The following is a 16,265-nucleotide window of genomic DNA, read 5'->3' on the forward strand; positions in this document are numbered from 1 at the left end:
AGAGGCGATTGAATTGTCTCGTAAAATCCCGAAGACCTGATAGTATATGCATATTTATACTTGTCGAATGACGGAGACCGCCGCATGTCACGCAGAATAAAATCCGCCCTGGCCCTGATGGCCGGGAATGCCATTGGGTTGTTGCTTGCCGCGCTGATATTGTCGGGATTTGCGATCAAGCCGATCTCGTTCATCGTGGTGGTGATTGTCTTCACCGTCGTACAGGTCGTGGCTGAACCCCTGATCCTGAAACTGGGCGAAAAGAAAGCGCCCGCCCTGAAAGGTGGGATCGCCCTGATCGTAACCTTCGTGGGCCTTTTCGTGACCGACCTGATTGCAGCCGGGCTGACCGTTGGCGGGGTTTCGAACCTGCTGGCGGCAACATTGCTGGTCTGGCTGGGGGCGTTGATCGCCAGCGTTGTGCTGCCGATCTACGTGTTCAAAGAACTGCGTGAGCCCAAAAGGTAATCACACGGCGTTCAGGCTGGCTTCGATAGCTTGCCACAATTCTTCCACGGGTTCGCATCCGACGGACAGGCGGATGAAGGCCGGATCAACGTCGTCGCCCCAGCGCGCGCGCCGCTCGGCCGAGCTGTGGACGCCTCCGAATGACGTGGCCGGGCGCAGAAGCGGGCAATTGTTGATGAAGGCTTCGGCCCGGTCTTCGCTGTTCAGCGTCAGGGACAGCAGAAATCCGAAACGTGTGGTCTGTTCTTGCGCCAGTTTATGCGACGGGTCGTTGGCCAGCCCGGGATAGCGCACCTGTTTCACTGCGGGATGTGCCGTCAGGCGTTCGGCCAATACTTCGGCCGAGCTGCACATCCGGTCGAACCGAACGTCCAGCGTTTCAAGTCCGCGATGAAGCAGCCATGCTTCATGTGGCCCCGGAATCGAGCCGGAGACTTTCCGCCATTCCTCGACCCGTTCCATGATGTCGCCGTTGCGGCTGGCCACATGGCCCATCAGCATGTCGGAATGCCCGCCCATCGCCTTGGTATCGGACGAGACAACCACATCGATGCCCAGATCGAGAGGACGCTGACCCAGCGGAGTCATCGTCGTATTGTCGGCAATGGTTATGCCCCCGGCAGCGCGCACCCGATCCGCCACCTCGGTCAGATCGATCATGTCCAACCCCGGATTCGAGGGGCTTTCGGCAAAGACCACATCGAACCCGTCAAAACCGCCGTCGGCAAAGGCGGTGGTGGGGCGTTCCTCAACGATCACGCCCAGCCGCGACAGGAAACGATCGGCCAATAGGCGCGTCACGTAATAGCCGTCGGAGGGGATCAGCAGGCGTGATCCGGCCTTTACGGTGGCAAACAGTGCTGCGGAAATCGCTGCCATGCCCGAGGGAAAGCTGAGGCAGGGCGCGTCTTCCAAATGCGACAGAACATGCTCCAGATGCACCCAGGTCGGGTTGTCCACCCGGCCGTAACTCGCCTGCCCGTCCGGGGTGCCCGGCAGGTGGTACATGCTGCTTTGGGTCAGTGGCAGCGCTACGGGTTCGCCCTTGCTCAGGGCATTTCCGCGCAGATGCAGCATCTCTCCGGTCTTGGGCGCCATGGTTCAGCGCCCCGGAATTTCGTCGCGGGGCGGGGCGGGCTCCCAGTTTTCAATGATCTCGACCGCTTCCTCCGCCGTGTCCACAAAGCGGAACAGGTCAAGATCCTCGTCCGAGATGGTTCCGGCATCGGCCAGCGCTTTCCAGTTGATGACCTTTTCCCAGAATTCGCGACCAAACAGCAGGAAGGGCACGCGGTCCATCCGGCCGGTCTGAATCAGGGTCAGGGATTCGAACAGCTCGTCCAATGTGCCGAAACCACCGGGGAAAATCGTGATGGCGCGGGCGCGCATCAGGAAATGCATCTTGCGGATGGCGAAATAGTGGAAGTTGAAGCTGAGATCCGGCGTCACATAAAGGTTCGGGGCCTGCTCGTGCGGCAGAACGATATTCAACCCGATCGAGCATCCGCCCGCGTCCTGTGCCCCACGGTTGCCTGCCTCCATCACACCGGGGCCGCCGCCCGTGACGATCACGTTTTCACGGCAGCCGGTCTCGTTCGATTTCACGGTCATCAGCCGCGCGAACTCGCGCGCCTCGTCGTAATAGGCCGACAGACCAGCCAGCGTTTCCGTTCGTGCGGTGTGTTTCTGCGATGGTTCAGGGATGCGCGCGCCGCCGAACATCACGATGGTCGAGGTGATCTCGCGCTCACTCATGATCATCTCGGGTTTCAGCAGTTCCAGTTGCAGACGTACCGGGCGCAGCTCGTCGCGGCACAGGAATTCGTCATCGGCAAAGGCAAGGCGATAGGCGGACGATCGCGTTTGCGGCGTGTCCGGCACTTCGCTCGCGGTCGAACGATCTGTCTGCGCATCGCGAAACGGATTGTGGCGGTCTTCTCTCATGGGTGATCGATCCCTGCTTGCGTGTTTTCCAAACAGCTATAGGGTTCGCGGGCAGAGTGCCAGTCACGGAAAGACAAGAATGAATTGGAAGAGCGAAATATCAGCGGCGCGGGATCGTATCGCCGGGCATACGCAGGTGACGCCGGTGATCGAGAGCCGAGTTCCGGGCCATCCCATTGAGCTGAAGCTGGAGCACATGCAGCACACGGGCAGTTTCAAGGCGCGCGGTGCGTTCAATACGTTGCTGAGCCTCGACGTGCCCGATGCAGGTGTCGTGGCTGCATCCGGTGGCAATCATGGTGCAGCGGCGGCCTTTGCGGCGCAGGCGCTTGGTTATCCGGCCAAGGTTTTCGTGCCCGAACTGGCGGGGCCATCCAAGATTGCATTGATCCGGCAAACCGGCGCGGATCTGAGTGTTGTGCCCGGCGAATACGCCAATGCGCTGACACAGGCGCAGGCGCATGAAGCGGAGACCGGCGCGATGCAGATTCACGCCTATGATGCGCCGGCTACCGTGGCGGGGCAGGGGACCTGCTTTGCGGAATGGGATGCGCAGGGCCTACAGGCAGATACGGTGCTGGTCGCCGTGGGCGGGGGTGGGCTGATCGCCGGGGCGTTGGCCTGGTTCGACGGTGCGCGCAAGGTCGTGGCGGTCGAACCCCAGACCTCTTGCGCATTGAATGCGGCGTTGCAGGCCGGTGAGCCGGTGGATGTTTCCGTATCCGGGATCGCGGCAAACGCGCTGGGCGCGCGCCGGATCGGGCAGATCTGTTTCGACCTGGCACAGGGGATGACGTCGGTCCTGGTGTCGGATGATGCCATCGCGGCGGCTCAGAAGACGTTGTGGCAGGCGCATCGTATTCTGGTGGAGCCGGCGGGCGCCACGGCGTTGGCAGCCTTGACCTCGGGCGTGTATCGGCCCGAACCGGGCGAGCGCGTGGCCGTTCTGGTGTGTGGTGCGAATGTCGCGCCGGACCCGCTTGCGGGGTGAATTATCTGGTTGAGGATAGCTGTCGTAGATTTTATCTATAATTTATGACCGCTACGATCTCGGACACGATTTACCAGAACCTCAGCCAGCAAATCATAACCGGAGAGCTGAGCGCCGGGGAAAAGCTGCGGCAGGATCATATTGCCCGCACCTTCGACACCAGCCATGTTCCGGTGCGGGAAGCCCTGTTGCGGCTTGAGGCGCATGGACTGGCCCGGCACGAGCCGCGCCGGGGCATGCGGGTCACGGCGCTGGACCCGGCAGAGGTGCGAGAGGTCATCGAAATGCGCGTGGCGCTGGAAACACTGGCGTTGCAGCAATCGGTGCAGAACATGTCTCCGGTCGCGTTGGACAAGATCGATCGCGCACGCATCGCCTGTGACGAGGCGCAGACGATGCCCCAATGGGAGGCGTTGAACAGAGCATTCCATCGCGCCATCCTGACACCTTGCGGGCTGCCCCGTCTGTTGCACACCATCGACGATCTGCATATCGCAAGCGCACGCCACTTGTTTGCGCACTGGCGGTCGAAATGGGTGCAGCAAACTGACAAGGATCACGCCGCACTTGTTCAGGCACTCAGGCGGAAGGACCTGAGCACGGCAAAAGGTATTCTGACCCGACATATACGCCGCGCCAGCTGATTGCGGGCCTTTCAGACGCAAAACGGCCCGTGTTCGTCGCATTGCGCCATGGGCCCGGCTTGCGTATAGGCCAAACCAACATGAACAGATTCTGTAGGGAGACGCCCCATGTCCAACGCGCAACTGGAAGCCGCCATCGAAGCCGCCTGGGAGGCGCGCGACACGATCACACCTGCCACGGCAGGTGAACAACGCGAAGCGATCGAAGACACGCTGAACGCGCTGGACAGCGGGTCGCTGCGTGTTGCCGAAAAGCTGGAAAACGGCGACTGGCACGTGAACCAGTGGGCCAAAAAGGCGGTTCTGCTGGGCTTTCGCATCAAGGACATGGAAATTCAGACAGGCGGTCCGCAGGACGGCGGCTGGTGGGACAAGGTGGACAGCAAGTTCGCTGGTTGGGGTGAAGATCAATGGCGCTCGGCCGGGTTCCGCGCGGTTCCCAACTGCGTTGTCCGCAAATCGGCCTATATCGCGCCGGGCGTGGTGCTGATGCCATCCTTTGTCAACCTTGGCGCCTATGTGGATGAAGGCACCATGGTCGACACCTGGGCGACCGTCGGCTCATGCGCGCAGATCGGCAAAAATGTCCACCTGTCGGGCGGCGTAGGTATCGGTGGCGTGCTGGAGCCGATGCAGGCCGGCCCGACCATCATCGAGGACAACTGCTTTATCGGCGCGCGCTCCGAGGTGGTCGAGGGCTGCATCGTCCGCGAAGGCTCGGTTCTGGGGATGGGCGTGTTCATCGGCAAATCAACCAAGATCGTGGATCGGGAAACCGGCGAAGTGACATATGGCGAAGTCCCGCCCTATTCCGTGGTCGTCGCGGGTTCGATGCCGTCAAAGAACAACATCAGCCTGTATTGCGCGGTGATCGTGAAGCGGGTGGATGAAAAGACCCGGTCGAAAACCGGCATCAACGAATTGCTGCGGGACTGATCGCCCCGGTTGTACAGAAAGGCCGGAGCTGACCCGCTCCGGCCTTTCCGTTTTTTGGGGTGTTTGACTTATGCGACCGCACCTTGGTCAGAGCCTGTCCTGAGATTGTGTCCTGGCTCAGACGAACGCTCTGTGTGGGTCAGCGATTTTCACCCTGCATAGCGTCAACTTCTGAGTTTCCTGCGTTGGTTTCCGTGCCTTCGCTTTCGTTATCGCCGCCGCTTTCGTTATCGTCGCCGCCTTCGTTGTCGCCGCCGCTTTCGTTATCGTCGCCGCCTTCGTTGTCGCCGCCGCTTTCGTTATCGTCGCCGCCTTCGTTGTCGCCGCCGCTTTCGTTATCGCCGCCGCTTTCGTTATCGCCGCCGCCTTCGTTGTCGCCACCGCTCTCGCTATCGCCCCCGTCTTCGCTATCGCCACCGCCGTCTTGGGCGTAAGCTGCACTTGGCGTCACAAAAGACAGCACGGCGACAGCAGGTACTCCGGAAAGCACAATCACACTTGCAGTTGTCATCATTAACTTGGACAGAACACTCATTTTAATTCTCCTGTAAAAAAATGACTTACGCAGTGGCACCATCCTAGGGTTGGCTTCTCTTCACCGTTGTGAAAGGCAGGAAACGCGTCGAACTCAGCAGGAAATGGCTAAAATTGAGGTCAAAATGTGGCAAAAATGTGCCCGATTCAACTTAAGGAATGGAGTTGAAGCGCGGCTCAATTTTTGGGCGAAAATGGGGAAGGGGCTTTGCTGAGTCGCGTTCCTTCAAATCCTCTAGGCTTGTGGGCCGGGCAGGGGGCTGCGGAAGATTCCACGCTCAAAGCCTGGATCGATGGAAGCAGTTGACCCTCCAAAACACCGCGCGTAATGCAGGGCCCATGGAAAAGCAAAAGAAGCCCTCTCGTCAGCAAGTCTATACCCTTCTGGTCCAGATCGGCCGCAAGGACGGCGACGGGCTGCCGGACGGTGCGACGGGGGCGGCACTGATCTGCTACGCCAGCGGCGTGGACGAAGCCGAGGCCGTGCGCGAGACGGTGGCTATTCTGAAGCAGGCCGACACCGCGCCTTTGGATGTCACCGGCTACGGGACCCTGGCCGAGCGTGAGGCACAGGGACATGACATCGAACCTGACGAACGTGCCCTGATGCAGCGTGCCCTGGATGAAAACGCCGTGATCGTCGCGCAGATGACACCGTTCTTCGGGGACGAGGCGCCGGCCTAGTTCCGCATACCGAACCACTTGCGATAGATTTCGTCATAAGTACCGTCTTCACGCAACGAAAGCAGGGCCTGGTTGACATCCTCGACCAGAGGCGACCCGGTCGGGAAAGCGATGCCATAGTTCTCGCGCAGGAAGACGCCGCCTGTCATCGACGCCGTTCGCCGGCCTTCATGGGCCGCATAGTAGGACAGGATCGGCGCGTCGAATACGACGGCATCCAGTTGTTTGGACTGGAACGCATCCAGCATCTGCTCCAGCCCGGGATAGCCGGTGAATTCAATCTCACGCCGGTTCAGAAAACTTGCTGCGGTCGAATCCGAGATTGTCCCGACGTTTTTGCCATACAAGTCATTCACCGAATTCACGCTGCCCGTGATCGCATCCACCGTCATCACCGACGTGATGCGGGCCGTGAAAACGGACACGATGAACAGTGACGAAACAACCAGAACGACACCCAGAAGTCGGCCGAAGGGCGTGCGCGGCATCCTCTCTTCGAACCCGCCGTTCACGACAAGGTTCAGCGCCCACCAGAACGAGGGAAACCATGCCTCGTTCAGCTTGCGGTCGAAATAGGGTTGAGCACTGCGCTCAAAGCTCCACATCAACATGCCGCCGCCCAACAGAATGGCGAAAGCCAGGCCGATGGCGATAAACAACTCTTTTGAGAGCAGCGCATGCAGCAGCGAAGGCTGGCGCGCGGCTTCCGATGGCACCATGATCTGTAGGCCCGCCTCAAAGATCGGCTGGCTGAAGTCCATTTGCGTTTCCCGCAGCGCAGTGATCGAGATATTGGCGACTGCAAGATCGGCGGACCCATTCTGAACCGCCTCCAGCATATCCGAGAATGAATCCACCCGATTGATGGAATAGTCCCAGTTCAGCGCTTCTGCCAGCGCGGCGAGCAGATCCATCGAAAAGCCGGTTTCCGCACCGTCTTCGACATAGGAAAACGGGGGGCGGGTCACCGTCGTGACCGTGAGGGACTGTGCCATGCTCTGCTGCGCTAGGACGGCGAAAGTCAGGCAGATCAGTGCGTAGAATGCGCGCTTCATTTTCATTCACCTGTTTCGCGGCCCTGTAACGCGATTGCGCGGCTGGCGGCAAGATGGTCGCCGGGTAAACCGCCATGATTTGTCAGGGTATCGCTTTGATATCTGCTCAGTCGGGTGAAATGATATTTTTGCGAATTGGGGTTGGAAAACCGGCCAATTCGTTGAATCTGTGCGCGAACCCGCGAAAGACACCGTTCCAGAGGCCATTGCATGACCGACCCCGTCCAATTGACAGCCGATCTGATCCGTTGCCCATCGGTCACACCAGCCGAGGGCGGCGCGCTCGTTCTGCTGGGATCGAAGCTGGCGGATGCGGGGTTTGAATGCACGCGTGTCGACCGTGGTGGCGTCAGCAACCTGTTCGCACGATGGGGCCAGAAAGGCCATCCGCGCAGTTTCGGGTTCAACGGCCATACTGATGTTGTGCCGGTCGGCGACGAAGCCGCATGGACGATGCCGCCTTTCGGGGCCGAAATACGCGATGGTGTGATGTATGGGCGTGGGGCAACGGATATGAAATCCGGCGTTGCGGCGTTTGCGGCGGCGGCAATCGATTTCGTGCGCGACACCCCGCCTGACGGAGCCATCATCCTGACGATTACCGGCGACGAGGAAGGCGACGCGCTGGATGGCACGACCGCCTTGCTGGATTACATGGACGGCGCCGATGAACATATGTCTGTCTGTGTGGTGGGTGAGCCCACTTGCCCGAACAAGATGGGTGAAATGATGAAGATCGGCCGTCGGGGGTCGATGACCGCATGGTTTACGATCACCGGTGTTCAGGGGCATTCGGCCTATCCGCATCGTGCCAAAAACCCGTTGCCAGCCATGGCGCGGCTGATGGATCGGCTGGCGGGGCACGAACTGGATCAGGGCACGGACCACTTCGATGCTTCGACATTGGCAGTGGTGACAATCGACACCGGGAATGCGGCCACTAACGTAATCCCGGCGCAGTGCAAGGGAACGGTGAATATTCGATTCAATGATCTGCATTCCGGGGCCAGCCTGAGTGACTGGCTGAAGTCGGAAGCAGATCAGGTGGCCGCTCGGTTCGGCGTTGAAATAGATGTCGCAATCAAGATTTCGGGCGAAAGCTTTCTGACCCCGCCGGGGCCCTTGTCGGATCTGGTGGCCAAAGCGGTAGAGGCGGAAACAGGCGCAACGCCCGAGCTTTCGACGACCGGTGGTACGTCGGATGCGCGTTTCATCAAGAACCATTGCCCGGTTGTAGAGTTCGGTCTGGTCGGTCGCACGATGCATCAGGTTGACGAGTGCGTCGAGGTGGCCCAGATCCAGCAGCTCAAATCGATTTATAGCCGCATCCTGACTGGCTATTTCGCCTGATCCATGCAGCGCACATTGGTGATCATGGTGAAGGAACCTCAACCGGGCCGCGTCAAAACGCGGCTTGGGCGAGAAATCGGCATGGTCGCGGCGGCGTGGTGGTTTCGGCACCAGACCCGGTCCCTGATCCGGCGGCTGCGTGATCCCCGTTGGCGAATCGTTTTGGCCGTCTCACCCGATCAGCAGGGTCTGAACAGCCGGGTATGGCCCGCTGACCTGCCGCGCGCCGCGCAGGGGCGTGGGGACCTGGGGGATCGTATGGGGCGGATGCTGCGCGGGATGCCCAAGGGCCCGGTTTGCCTGATCGGTGCGGACATTCCGGGCATTTCGCGCCGCCATATTGCCCGTGCTTTCAACGCATTGGGGTGTTCTCAAATGGTGTTTGGGCCAGCCCCGGATGGTGGCTATTGGCTGGTCGGCGCGCAACGATATGCAGCCTTGCCGGCAAGTCTGTTCCAAAACGTGCGCTGGTCGACAGAACACGCATTGGCTGACACGCTGGCCTCGATTTCTGGCGGTCGGGTGTCATTGCTTGATCAGCTGCGCGATGTGGATACGGTTACCGATCTTGACCCCTGAGGCTTTTTGGTCATGACGCGGTCGCAAACGCGTGCTAGGCCGGACGTATGACTCGCATCCCTACCAAGCAGGAGGTCCTGGACTGGATCTCGGCGAACCCCACTCTGACCTCAAAACGCGATATCGCCAAAGCCTTTGGCATCAAGGGCGCGGATCGGATTGATCTGAAACGTATCCTCAAAGAGCTTGAGGCCGAAGGCCATCTTGAGAAGCGCAAGCGCAGTTACCGCGACCCGGATCGCCTACCGCCGGTCAGCGTGTTGCAGGTAAAGGCGCCGAATGCCGATGGCGACCTGTTCGCGCGGCCGCTGGAATGGCATGGCGAGGGGGTCGAGCCCATCGTTCTGATCATTGCTCGCGCCAGCGACCCGGCGCTGGGCGAAGGTGATCGCATTCTGGCTCGTCTGACCGTGGTGCATGAGGAAGATCACAATTACGAAGCCCGCCTGATCCGCCGTATCGGAACGAACCCTCGGAAAATCGTGGGTATCTTCCGCAAAGGGGCCGAAGGCGGGCGGATCGTGCCGATCGACAAGGCCGGATCGACCGAATGGCTGGTGGCCGAAGGCGCTGCGCTGGGCGCCAGGGATGGCGAACTGGTCGAGGCCGAGCAAGCCGGGCCGAAAAACCGCATGGGGCTGCCACGCGCGCGTATCGTTGAACGGCTGGGCGACCCTACTGCGCCCAAGGCCGTTTCGTTGATCGCGATCCATCAGCACGGCATCCCGGATGATTTCCCCGACAAGGTGATTGCCGAGGCCGACAAGGCCAAACCTGTCGGCCTGAAAGGCCGCGAGGATCTGCGGGATATGCCTTTACTGACAATCGATCCCTCGGACGCGCGCGATCATGACGACGCCTGTTATGCCCATGCTGATGACGACCCGAAAAACCCGGGCGGTCATGTGATCTGGGTCGCCATTGCTGATGTCGCCGCCTATGTGCGGCCCGGCACCGCGCTGGACCGCGAGGCGCGCAAGCGCGGCAATTCCAGCTATTTCCCCGACCGCGTCGTGCCGATGCTGCCCGACCGTCTGTCGGGTGATCTGTGTTCGCTGCACGAAGGCGTGCCGCGCGCCTGTATCGCGGTGCGGATGCAGATCGACGCAAACGGCAACAAGATCGACCACCGGTTCGTGCGCGGGCTGATGCGCTCGGCCGCGTCCCTGAACTATGCCGAGGTGCAAGAGGCCATCGACGGTCATCCGAACGACCGCACTGGGCCGTTGCTGGAGAGCGTTCTGAAACCGCTTTATGCTGCATATGCCGCGCTGAAAAAGGCCCGTGCTGATCGCCAGCCGCTGGAGTTGGACCTGCCGGAACGCAAGATCGTGCTGAACGACAAGGGCGAGGTCGAAAGCGTGGCCTTCCGCGAGCGGCTGGACGCGCACCGGCTGATCGAGGAATTCATGATCCTGGCCAACGTGGCCGCCGCCGAGACGCTGATCGCCAAGCGCAGCCCGCTGCTGTTCCGGGTTCACGAAGAACCCGCGCCCGAAAAACTGGAAAGCCTGCGCGAGACGGCGCAGGCCGCCGGGCTGAATCTGGCCAAGGGGCAGGTGCTCCAGACCCGTCACCTGAACGCGCTGCTGAATGCCGCCGCCGGCACCGAGGATGCCGAGCTGATCAATCTCAGCACCTTACGGTCGATGGCGCAGGCCTATTACAGCCCGGAAAACTTCGGCCATTTCGGGCTGGCGCTGCGTAATTACGCGCATTTCACCTCGCCCATCCGGCGCTATGCAGACCTGATCGTGCACCGGGCGCTTATCTCGGCCCATGGCTGGGGCAAGGACGGGCTGACCGAGGATGAAATTGCCCGGCTCGAAGAAACGGCCACGCATATTTCGGATACCGAACGCCGCTCGATGATGGCCGAGCGCGATACGACCGACCGCTATCTGGCGGCCTATCTCAGCGAACGTGTGGGCAACGAATTCACCGGGCGGATCAGTGGCATTGCCCGGTTCGGGGCCTTCGTGAAAATGGACGAAACGGGCGCGGATGGCCTAGTGCCGGTGCGGTCTTTGGGGCGCGAATTCTTCCATTTTGATCGAGAGGCCGGAACGCTGATGGGCTCGGATTCCGGGCTGATCATCGCCATCGGCCAGCGGGTCACGGTGAGGCTGACCGAGGCGACACCTGTGACCGGCGGGTTGGAGCTGGAACTGCTGTCCATCGACGATCAGGCCCTGCCGCGCGGGCGCGGGCCCGCCAAGCGGTCGACGCGACGCAAGGCAGCCAGCACCAAGCGCAAGAAGGACAAGATCAAGCGCAAGGTCGAACGCAAGCGCCGTCAAAGGTGATAGGTCAGCGCCCGGGCAATCAGCCAGCCATGGCGGGTTTCATCGATCTGGCTCGGGTCATCGAACAGAATGGCCCGGTTCCCGTCAATTCGGTCCTCGCCCGGAAAGGCCGTGGTGAAATCACCGATCAATCGGCTTTGGCAGTGCACGAACAGTGCGAAATCCGCGGATTTGTGAGCCCCCAGCCGGATCGTTGACCCTTTGGGGGCAAGATAGGCGGGCTGGCCCCAGCGCAGCTCTTCTCGCAATGGATTGGCGGTGGGCAGAGACTCTGCTGTATTCAGTATCAGATCGCGAAGCGCCAGGGCCCCCGCGCGTGCTTGCGGGGGCATGGCTTCAAAGGCCGAGGCGACTGTGGGGTCATCAAAAGGTTTCATGCAATCGGTATCGCCTGTTCCATCCGGTCTACGTAACTGTTCAACAGATTATCTTGTTTGATCCTTCGGGTCAGTGGGGTATCGGCAGGCGTTGCGCGCATGGCGGCGAGCATTGGGCCGACGCTCATATCTGCTGAAGTCGGTTGATCCGCCAGCAGGAAGCGGGATTGCCACAGATGGGCCGAGATCGCCTCGAGATCGCGTTCGACCCGGTCCAGGCGCTCGGGCAACGAGAACCGGCCGATCCCTTGTGACCTGATTCCTTTCAGAACGGATTTTCGGATCGCATTGGACGCCGGCTTTCGGATCAGGGTCGGAATTCCGGTGAAAAAGGTTTCGCGAAGGATCGGCCAGACCTCGTCATTTCCCCAGCGGTCCAGAACGATGTGGAAATACAGATGCTCTTCGGCCATTCGTACCAGCGCGCGGGATTGCGCTTTTTCCACATCCGAAAGCCCCTGATCGAACTCCGCCCCCTTCCGTTCCAGCCAATCGCGGATCAGATCGCTGTCCGGAATCAACCGCTCTGGCGTCCGCAGCACTGGCAGTTTTTGATGCGGCATCCTGCGCGGGTCAAGCATGTCCGAACGCTGCCAGACCTGACCGGAGTGCTGAAGCATCAAGGCTGTCTTGACGCAGAACGGACTGGCGCTGAACAGTCCGAAGGCGGAAGGATAGGTGAGAAGGGTCAGCATCGCGTGGCTCCGTATATTTGACGTGCCGGATGAGTAAACCGAGCTGATGACAGTTTTTGTCATTAGGGATAGGCTAGGGTTCATCATGTCCCGCACCGCCCGATTGTTCCAACTGATGCAAGCCCTGCGTTCTGGCCCATCGCCCAGAACGTCTGAACAACTGGCGCAGGATCTGGGTGTTTCTGCCAGAACGATACACAGGGATATTGACGCGCTGCGTGGTCTGGGGGCCGTTATCGACGGTGAGGCAGGGTTTGGATTCACCCTGATCGAAGATGCCACTTTGCCGCCATTGGGTTTCACCGATGACGAGCTTGAGGCCCTGGTTCTTGGCCTGCGCGAAGTTCAGGTGATTGGTGACCCGGCCTTGTCAGATGCAGCCAGCGCCGCCCTGCGGAAATTGCAGGGGCGATTGCCACAGCGTCAGTCCCATCGGCTGAGCCACGCGGTTCTGGCGGCAACGCGGTTCAATCGCCCGCCCGCGCCAACAATCGACGTGGCCATTTTGCGGCAGGCGACGTGGGACGAACGCGCGATCGAGTTCTCGTATACGGACGCAAAGGGCGGTGCCACACAAAGACGGGTCAACCCGCTGAGCATCGTCTATATGGATCGATCAAATGTGTTGCTCGGCTGGTGCCACCTGAGACAGGATTTTCGCGTCTTCCGGTTGGATCGCATGCAGGACATGTCCGTGACAGATCAAAGCTTTAGACCTTACCGGGTGCCCATGCTGCGCGCAGTTTTGGCGCAAATCCGCGCAGCGCGCGACGCGCAAGAACGCGATGAGGACGCCTGAGACTTTGTGATTCGCCGATTTTGCGCTACCCTGAGGTCGAGCAGTAATCAGGAAAAATCGGAATGCAAAAATGCGTAGGCGGCATCATGACCGTCGCATTGTGGGCATCCATGGTGCAGGCGGACATATCAGAAAATACGACTTGGCCAGACAGTGCAGTGTCCGGCAAAACGATACAGCTGGCCTCGGCGGATGTGGCGGTTTCGATCCGTCCGGTCCCGCGCCCGGCGGTTGAGGCTTTGCGGGTGTCCGCGGCCGTGACCGTACGGTTTCAGGCCTGGCTCGGCGCGTTTCACGAGCGCGCGAAGCAGCAGGGTATATCGGAAAGAACATTGAACAGGGTGTTCCCGGACATGATCTTTGACGAGGACATCCTGAAACGAGACCGCAATCAGGCTGAATTTTCGAAACCGATCTGGGCGTATCTGGATTCCGCCGTCTCGGACACGCGCGTTTCCAATGGTCGTGCCGCGATGCAACGACATCGGCAGGTGTTGCAGCAAATCGAGGCGGTATATGGCGTAGAAAATGAAGTGGTCACGGCGATCTGGGGGTTGGAAACATCATTCGGCTCTTATCGTGGCAGCAACCGGACGCTGAGTTCCTTGGCGACGCTGGCCTTTGATGCACGGCGGGCGCAGTTCTTTGAAACGCAGTTGATCGCCGCGCTGAGGATCGTGCAGGCAGGCGATGTCAGCGCCAAAAACATGCTGGGCAGCTGGGCAGGTGCGATGGGGCACACGCAATTCATGCCAACTTCGTATCTGGATCACGCAGTTGATTTCGATGGCGATGGTCGGCGAGACATCTGGTCGGATGATCCGACGGATGCGCTGGCCTCGGCCGCGTCCTATCTGGCGCGACACGGTTGGAAAAAGGGGCAGCCCTGGGGCGTCGAGGTGCGCTTGCCCGAAGGGTTTGACTATGCCACCGCCAAACGGGACTTCACCCTGCTGCCGTCAGATTGGGCGGCGCGTGGCGTGGTCGGGCGTGACGGCAAACCGGTCCTGGATCACGGGCAAGCCGCAATCCTTTTGCCCGCCGGGAGGCATGGCGTGGCGCTGATGATTTTCGACAATTTCAGCGTGATCGAGGCCTATAACGGGGCCGACGCTTACGTGATCGGTATCGGACACCTGTCCGACCGGCTTGCGGGTGGCGCACCGTTTCAGTCCGACTGGCCCCGAGGGGAGCGGGCGCTAAGCTTCACCGAGAAGAAAGAACTGCAAACCCGCCTGACCAATGCGGGGTTCGATACAAAGGGTATCGATGGGCGTACAGGGCCGAATACCATCAATGCGGTTCGCGCCTACCAACTGGCGCAGGGCTTGGTGCCGGACGGCTATCCAACTGCGACACTTTTGGAGCGGTTGCGGTGAACGATAAGAGGCGACCCAGACGGGCCGCCCCTTAATAGAACCTTTTTCTGATCTCAGGATGCGGCTTTCATCAGTCCCTGAGCGATGATTTCCGCCTGTGCTTCGTCCAGAGATTTGTAAATCCGCACGAACATCTCGTCGATATCTGCCGGGGTCAGGATCAGCGGCGGCGAGATGATCATGCGGTCGCCCACATGACGCATGATCAGATTGTTGGCAAAGCAACGGTCACGGCAGATATAGCCGACCGTTCCGGGCTCGGACGCGAATTTGGCGCGGCTGGCTTTGTCGGGTGTCAGAGCGATGGAGGCCATCATTCCGACGATCTTCGCCTCACCCACAAGCGGGTGATCGACCAGGGCCTCCCATTTCTGTTTCAGATAGGGGGCTGCAACGTCGCGCACATGCTCGACGATCTTCTCTTCTTCCAAAATGCGTAGGTTTTCAAGCGCCACGGCGGCGGCGACGGGGTGGCCGGAATAGGTGTACCCGTGGTTAAATTCCGTCCCGCCGATCACTTCGGCGATCTCATCATTCACGATGGACCCGCCGATCGGCGCATAGCCCGAGCTGAGCCCCTTGGCGATGGTCATGATATGCGGTTTGATGCCCACGGTTTGCGATCCGAACCAGTTGCCGGTTCGGCCGAACCCACAGATCACCTCGTCTGCAATCAACAGGATATCGTATTTGTCGCAGATGCGCTGAATTTCCGGCCAGTAGGTATCGGGCGCCACGATCACGCCGCCTGCACCCTGAACCGGCTCGGCGATAAAGGCCGCGACACGGTCCTCGCCCAGCTCCTGTATGGCCTCTTCCAGCTCGCGCGCGCGGGCCAGGCCGAATTCCTCGGGCGACATGTCGCCGCCTTCCGCCCACCAGTTCGGTTGGTTGATGTGGTGAATGTTCGGGATCGGAATGCCGCCCTGCGCATGCATACCTGCCATGCCGCCCAGCGAAGCCGACCCGACAGAAGACCCGTGATACGCGTTTTTCCTGCTGATGATGATATTTTTGTCCGGCTGCCCCTTCTCGGCCCAGTATGTGCGCACGAGGCGGATGTTGGTGTCGTTTGCCTCGGACCCGCCAGCTGCGAAAAAGACATGGTTCAGATCACCTGGTGCCAGTTCGGCGATTTTGGCCGCCAGTGCGATTGCGGGCACATGGGTCGTCTTGAAGAAGGTGTTGTAGTAGGGCAGTTCGCGCATCTGACGCGCCGCGACATCGGCCAGCTCATCGCGGCCATAACCGATATTGACGCACCAAAGTCCTGCCATTGCGTCCAGGATTTCCTCACCTTCGCTGTCGGTCAGGTAAACCCCGCTGGCGCGTGTAATCACGCGGGCCCCTTCCTGCCCCAGCGCACCATTGGCCGAGAAAGGATGGATGTGATGCGCCGCATCCAGCGCCTGCAATTCGGCGGTCGGCATATGGTTGGTTATGGTGGACATCGGAGAATCTCCTACAAGAACGCAGTTGCGGATCACAATATGATCAAATTCATCGCTGTCAATCGAATCAGGC

17 protein-coding genes are annotated in these 16,265 nt (G+C 60.4%); 10 read left to right on the forward strand and 7 right to left on the reverse strand.

Annotation, left to right across the window (positions count from 1 at the left end; translation table 11 throughout):
* The first annotated feature begins 84 nt into the window (after positions 1-84).
* Entirely contained in the window at positions 85-468 is a 384-nt protein-coding gene (locus tag GS605_RS18115) for a hypothetical protein (protein WP_171724876.1), read from the forward strand.
* Here GS605_RS18115 and GS605_RS18120 read toward each other — a convergent pair whose 3' ends face one another.
* Both GS605_RS18120 and GS605_RS18125 read right to left on the reverse strand, forming a co-directional pair.
* Positions 469-1,566, reverse strand: coding sequence for a cystathionine gamma-lyase (locus tag GS605_RS18120; protein ID WP_171724877.1), 1,098 nt, complete (start codon positions 1,564-1,566; stop codon positions 469-471).
* 3 nt (positions 1,567-1,569) lie between these two features.
* The gene (locus tag GS605_RS18125; RefSeq protein ID WP_171724878.1) at positions 1,570-2,412 is read right to left on the reverse strand and encodes a TIGR00730 family Rossman fold protein; all 843 of its coding nucleotides are present in this window, start codon (positions 2,410-2,412) and stop codon (positions 1,570-1,572) included.
* Between the two features lie 79 nt (positions 2,413-2,491).
* On the opposite strand from GS605_RS18125, the gene GS605_RS18130 reads away from it, so the two are divergent.
* The 3 genes from GS605_RS18130 (at position 2,492) to dapD (ending at position 4,983) form a co-directional block, all read left to right on the forward strand.
* Positions 2,492-3,403 carry a threonine/serine dehydratase gene (locus GS605_RS18130; RefSeq protein WP_171724879.1) on the forward strand — a complete coding sequence of 304 codons (912 nt, stop codon included), beginning with the start codon at positions 2,492-2,494 and terminating at the stop codon, positions 3,401-3,403.
* Between the two features lie 44 nt (positions 3,404-3,447).
* On the forward strand, positions 3,448-4,047 hold the full coding sequence (locus GS605_RS18135) for a GntR family transcriptional regulator (protein ID WP_171119956.1): 600 nt from the start codon (positions 3,448-3,450) through the stop codon (positions 4,045-4,047).
* A gap of 108 nt (positions 4,048-4,155) precedes the next feature.
* The gene (gene dapD / locus GS605_RS18140) at positions 4,156-4,983 is read left to right on the forward strand and encodes a 2,3,4,5-tetrahydropyridine-2,6-dicarboxylate N-succinyltransferase (protein ID WP_171119955.1); all 828 of its coding nucleotides are present in this window, start codon (positions 4,156-4,158) and stop codon (positions 4,981-4,983) included.
* Between the two features lie 139 nt (positions 4,984-5,122).
* Here the strand turns inward: dapD and GS605_RS18145 are convergent, their stop codons facing one another.
* Entirely contained in the window at positions 5,123-5,518 is a 396-nt protein-coding gene (locus GS605_RS18145; RefSeq protein WP_171724880.1) for a hypothetical protein, read from the reverse strand.
* Positions 5,519-5,856: 338 nt separating this feature from the next.
* Here GS605_RS18145 and GS605_RS18150 point away from each other — a divergent pair, with 338 nt between their 5' ends.
* Positions 5,857-6,201 carry a hypothetical protein gene (locus GS605_RS18150; RefSeq protein WP_171637852.1) on the forward strand — a complete coding sequence of 115 codons (345 nt, stop codon included), beginning with the start codon at positions 5,857-5,859 and terminating at the stop codon, positions 6,199-6,201.
* Here GS605_RS18150 and GS605_RS18155 read toward each other — a convergent pair.
* Entirely contained in the window at positions 6,198-7,256 is a 1,059-nt protein-coding gene (locus GS605_RS18155; protein ID WP_171724881.1) for a transporter substrate-binding domain-containing protein, read from the reverse strand. The genes GS605_RS18150 and GS605_RS18155 overlap by 4 nt on opposite strands.
* 210 nt (positions 7,257-7,466) lie before the next feature.
* On the opposite strand from GS605_RS18155, the gene dapE reads away from it, so the two are divergent.
* The 3 genes from dapE to rnr are packed head-to-tail and all read left to right on the forward strand — an operon-like array spanning position 7,467 to position 11,491.
* Entirely contained in the window at positions 7,467-8,606 is a 1,140-nt protein-coding gene (gene dapE / locus GS605_RS18160) for a succinyl-diaminopimelate desuccinylase (RefSeq protein ID WP_171724882.1), read from the forward strand.
* Positions 8,607-8,609: 3 nt separating this feature from the next.
* On the forward strand, positions 8,610-9,185 hold the full coding sequence (locus GS605_RS18165) for a TIGR04282 family arsenosugar biosynthesis glycosyltransferase (protein WP_171724883.1): 576 nt from the start codon (positions 8,610-8,612) through the stop codon (positions 9,183-9,185).
* 47 nt (positions 9,186-9,232) lie between these two features.
* A complete protein-coding gene (gene rnr, locus GS605_RS18170) occupies positions 9,233-11,491 on the forward strand; it encodes a ribonuclease R (protein ID WP_171724884.1) in 2,259 nt (752 codons plus the stop codon).
* On the opposite strand, the gene GS605_RS18175 is transcribed toward rnr, so the two are convergent.
* Positions 11,482-11,868, reverse strand: coding sequence for a DUF1801 domain-containing protein (locus tag GS605_RS18175; protein WP_171637841.1), 387 nt, complete (start codon positions 11,866-11,868; stop codon positions 11,482-11,484). The genes rnr and GS605_RS18175 overlap by 10 nt on opposite strands.
* A complete protein-coding gene (locus GS605_RS18180) occupies positions 11,865-12,563 on the reverse strand; it encodes a glutathione S-transferase family protein (protein ID WP_171724885.1) in 699 nt (232 codons plus the stop codon). Before GS605_RS18180 ends, GS605_RS18175 begins: the two co-directional genes overlap by 4 nt.
* An 85-nt stretch (positions 12,564-12,648) precedes the next feature.
* On the opposite strand from GS605_RS18180, the gene GS605_RS18185 reads away from it, so the two are divergent.
* Entirely contained in the window at positions 12,649-13,362 is a 714-nt protein-coding gene (locus GS605_RS18185; RefSeq protein ID WP_171724886.1) for a YafY family protein, read from the forward strand.
* Positions 13,363-13,424: 62 nt separating this feature from the next.
* The gene (locus GS605_RS18190; RefSeq protein WP_171724887.1) at positions 13,425-14,741 is read left to right on the forward strand and encodes a lytic murein transglycosylase; all 1,317 of its coding nucleotides are present in this window, start codon (positions 13,425-13,427) and stop codon (positions 14,739-14,741) included.
* A 53-nt stretch (positions 14,742-14,794) separates the two neighbouring features.
* On the opposite strand, the gene GS605_RS18195 is transcribed toward GS605_RS18190, so the two are convergent.
* Complete coding sequence (locus GS605_RS18195) at positions 14,795-16,192, reverse strand: aspartate aminotransferase family protein (RefSeq protein ID WP_171724888.1); 1,398 nt, start codon at positions 16,190-16,192, stop codon at positions 14,795-14,797.
* Positions 16,193-16,265: the final 73 nt, after the last annotated feature.

Origin of the sequence: Ruegeria sp. HKCCD7559, from assembly GCF_013110575.1 — a bacterium.
Lineage (GTDB): Bacteria > Pseudomonadota > Alphaproteobacteria > Rhodobacterales > Rhodobacteraceae > Ruegeria.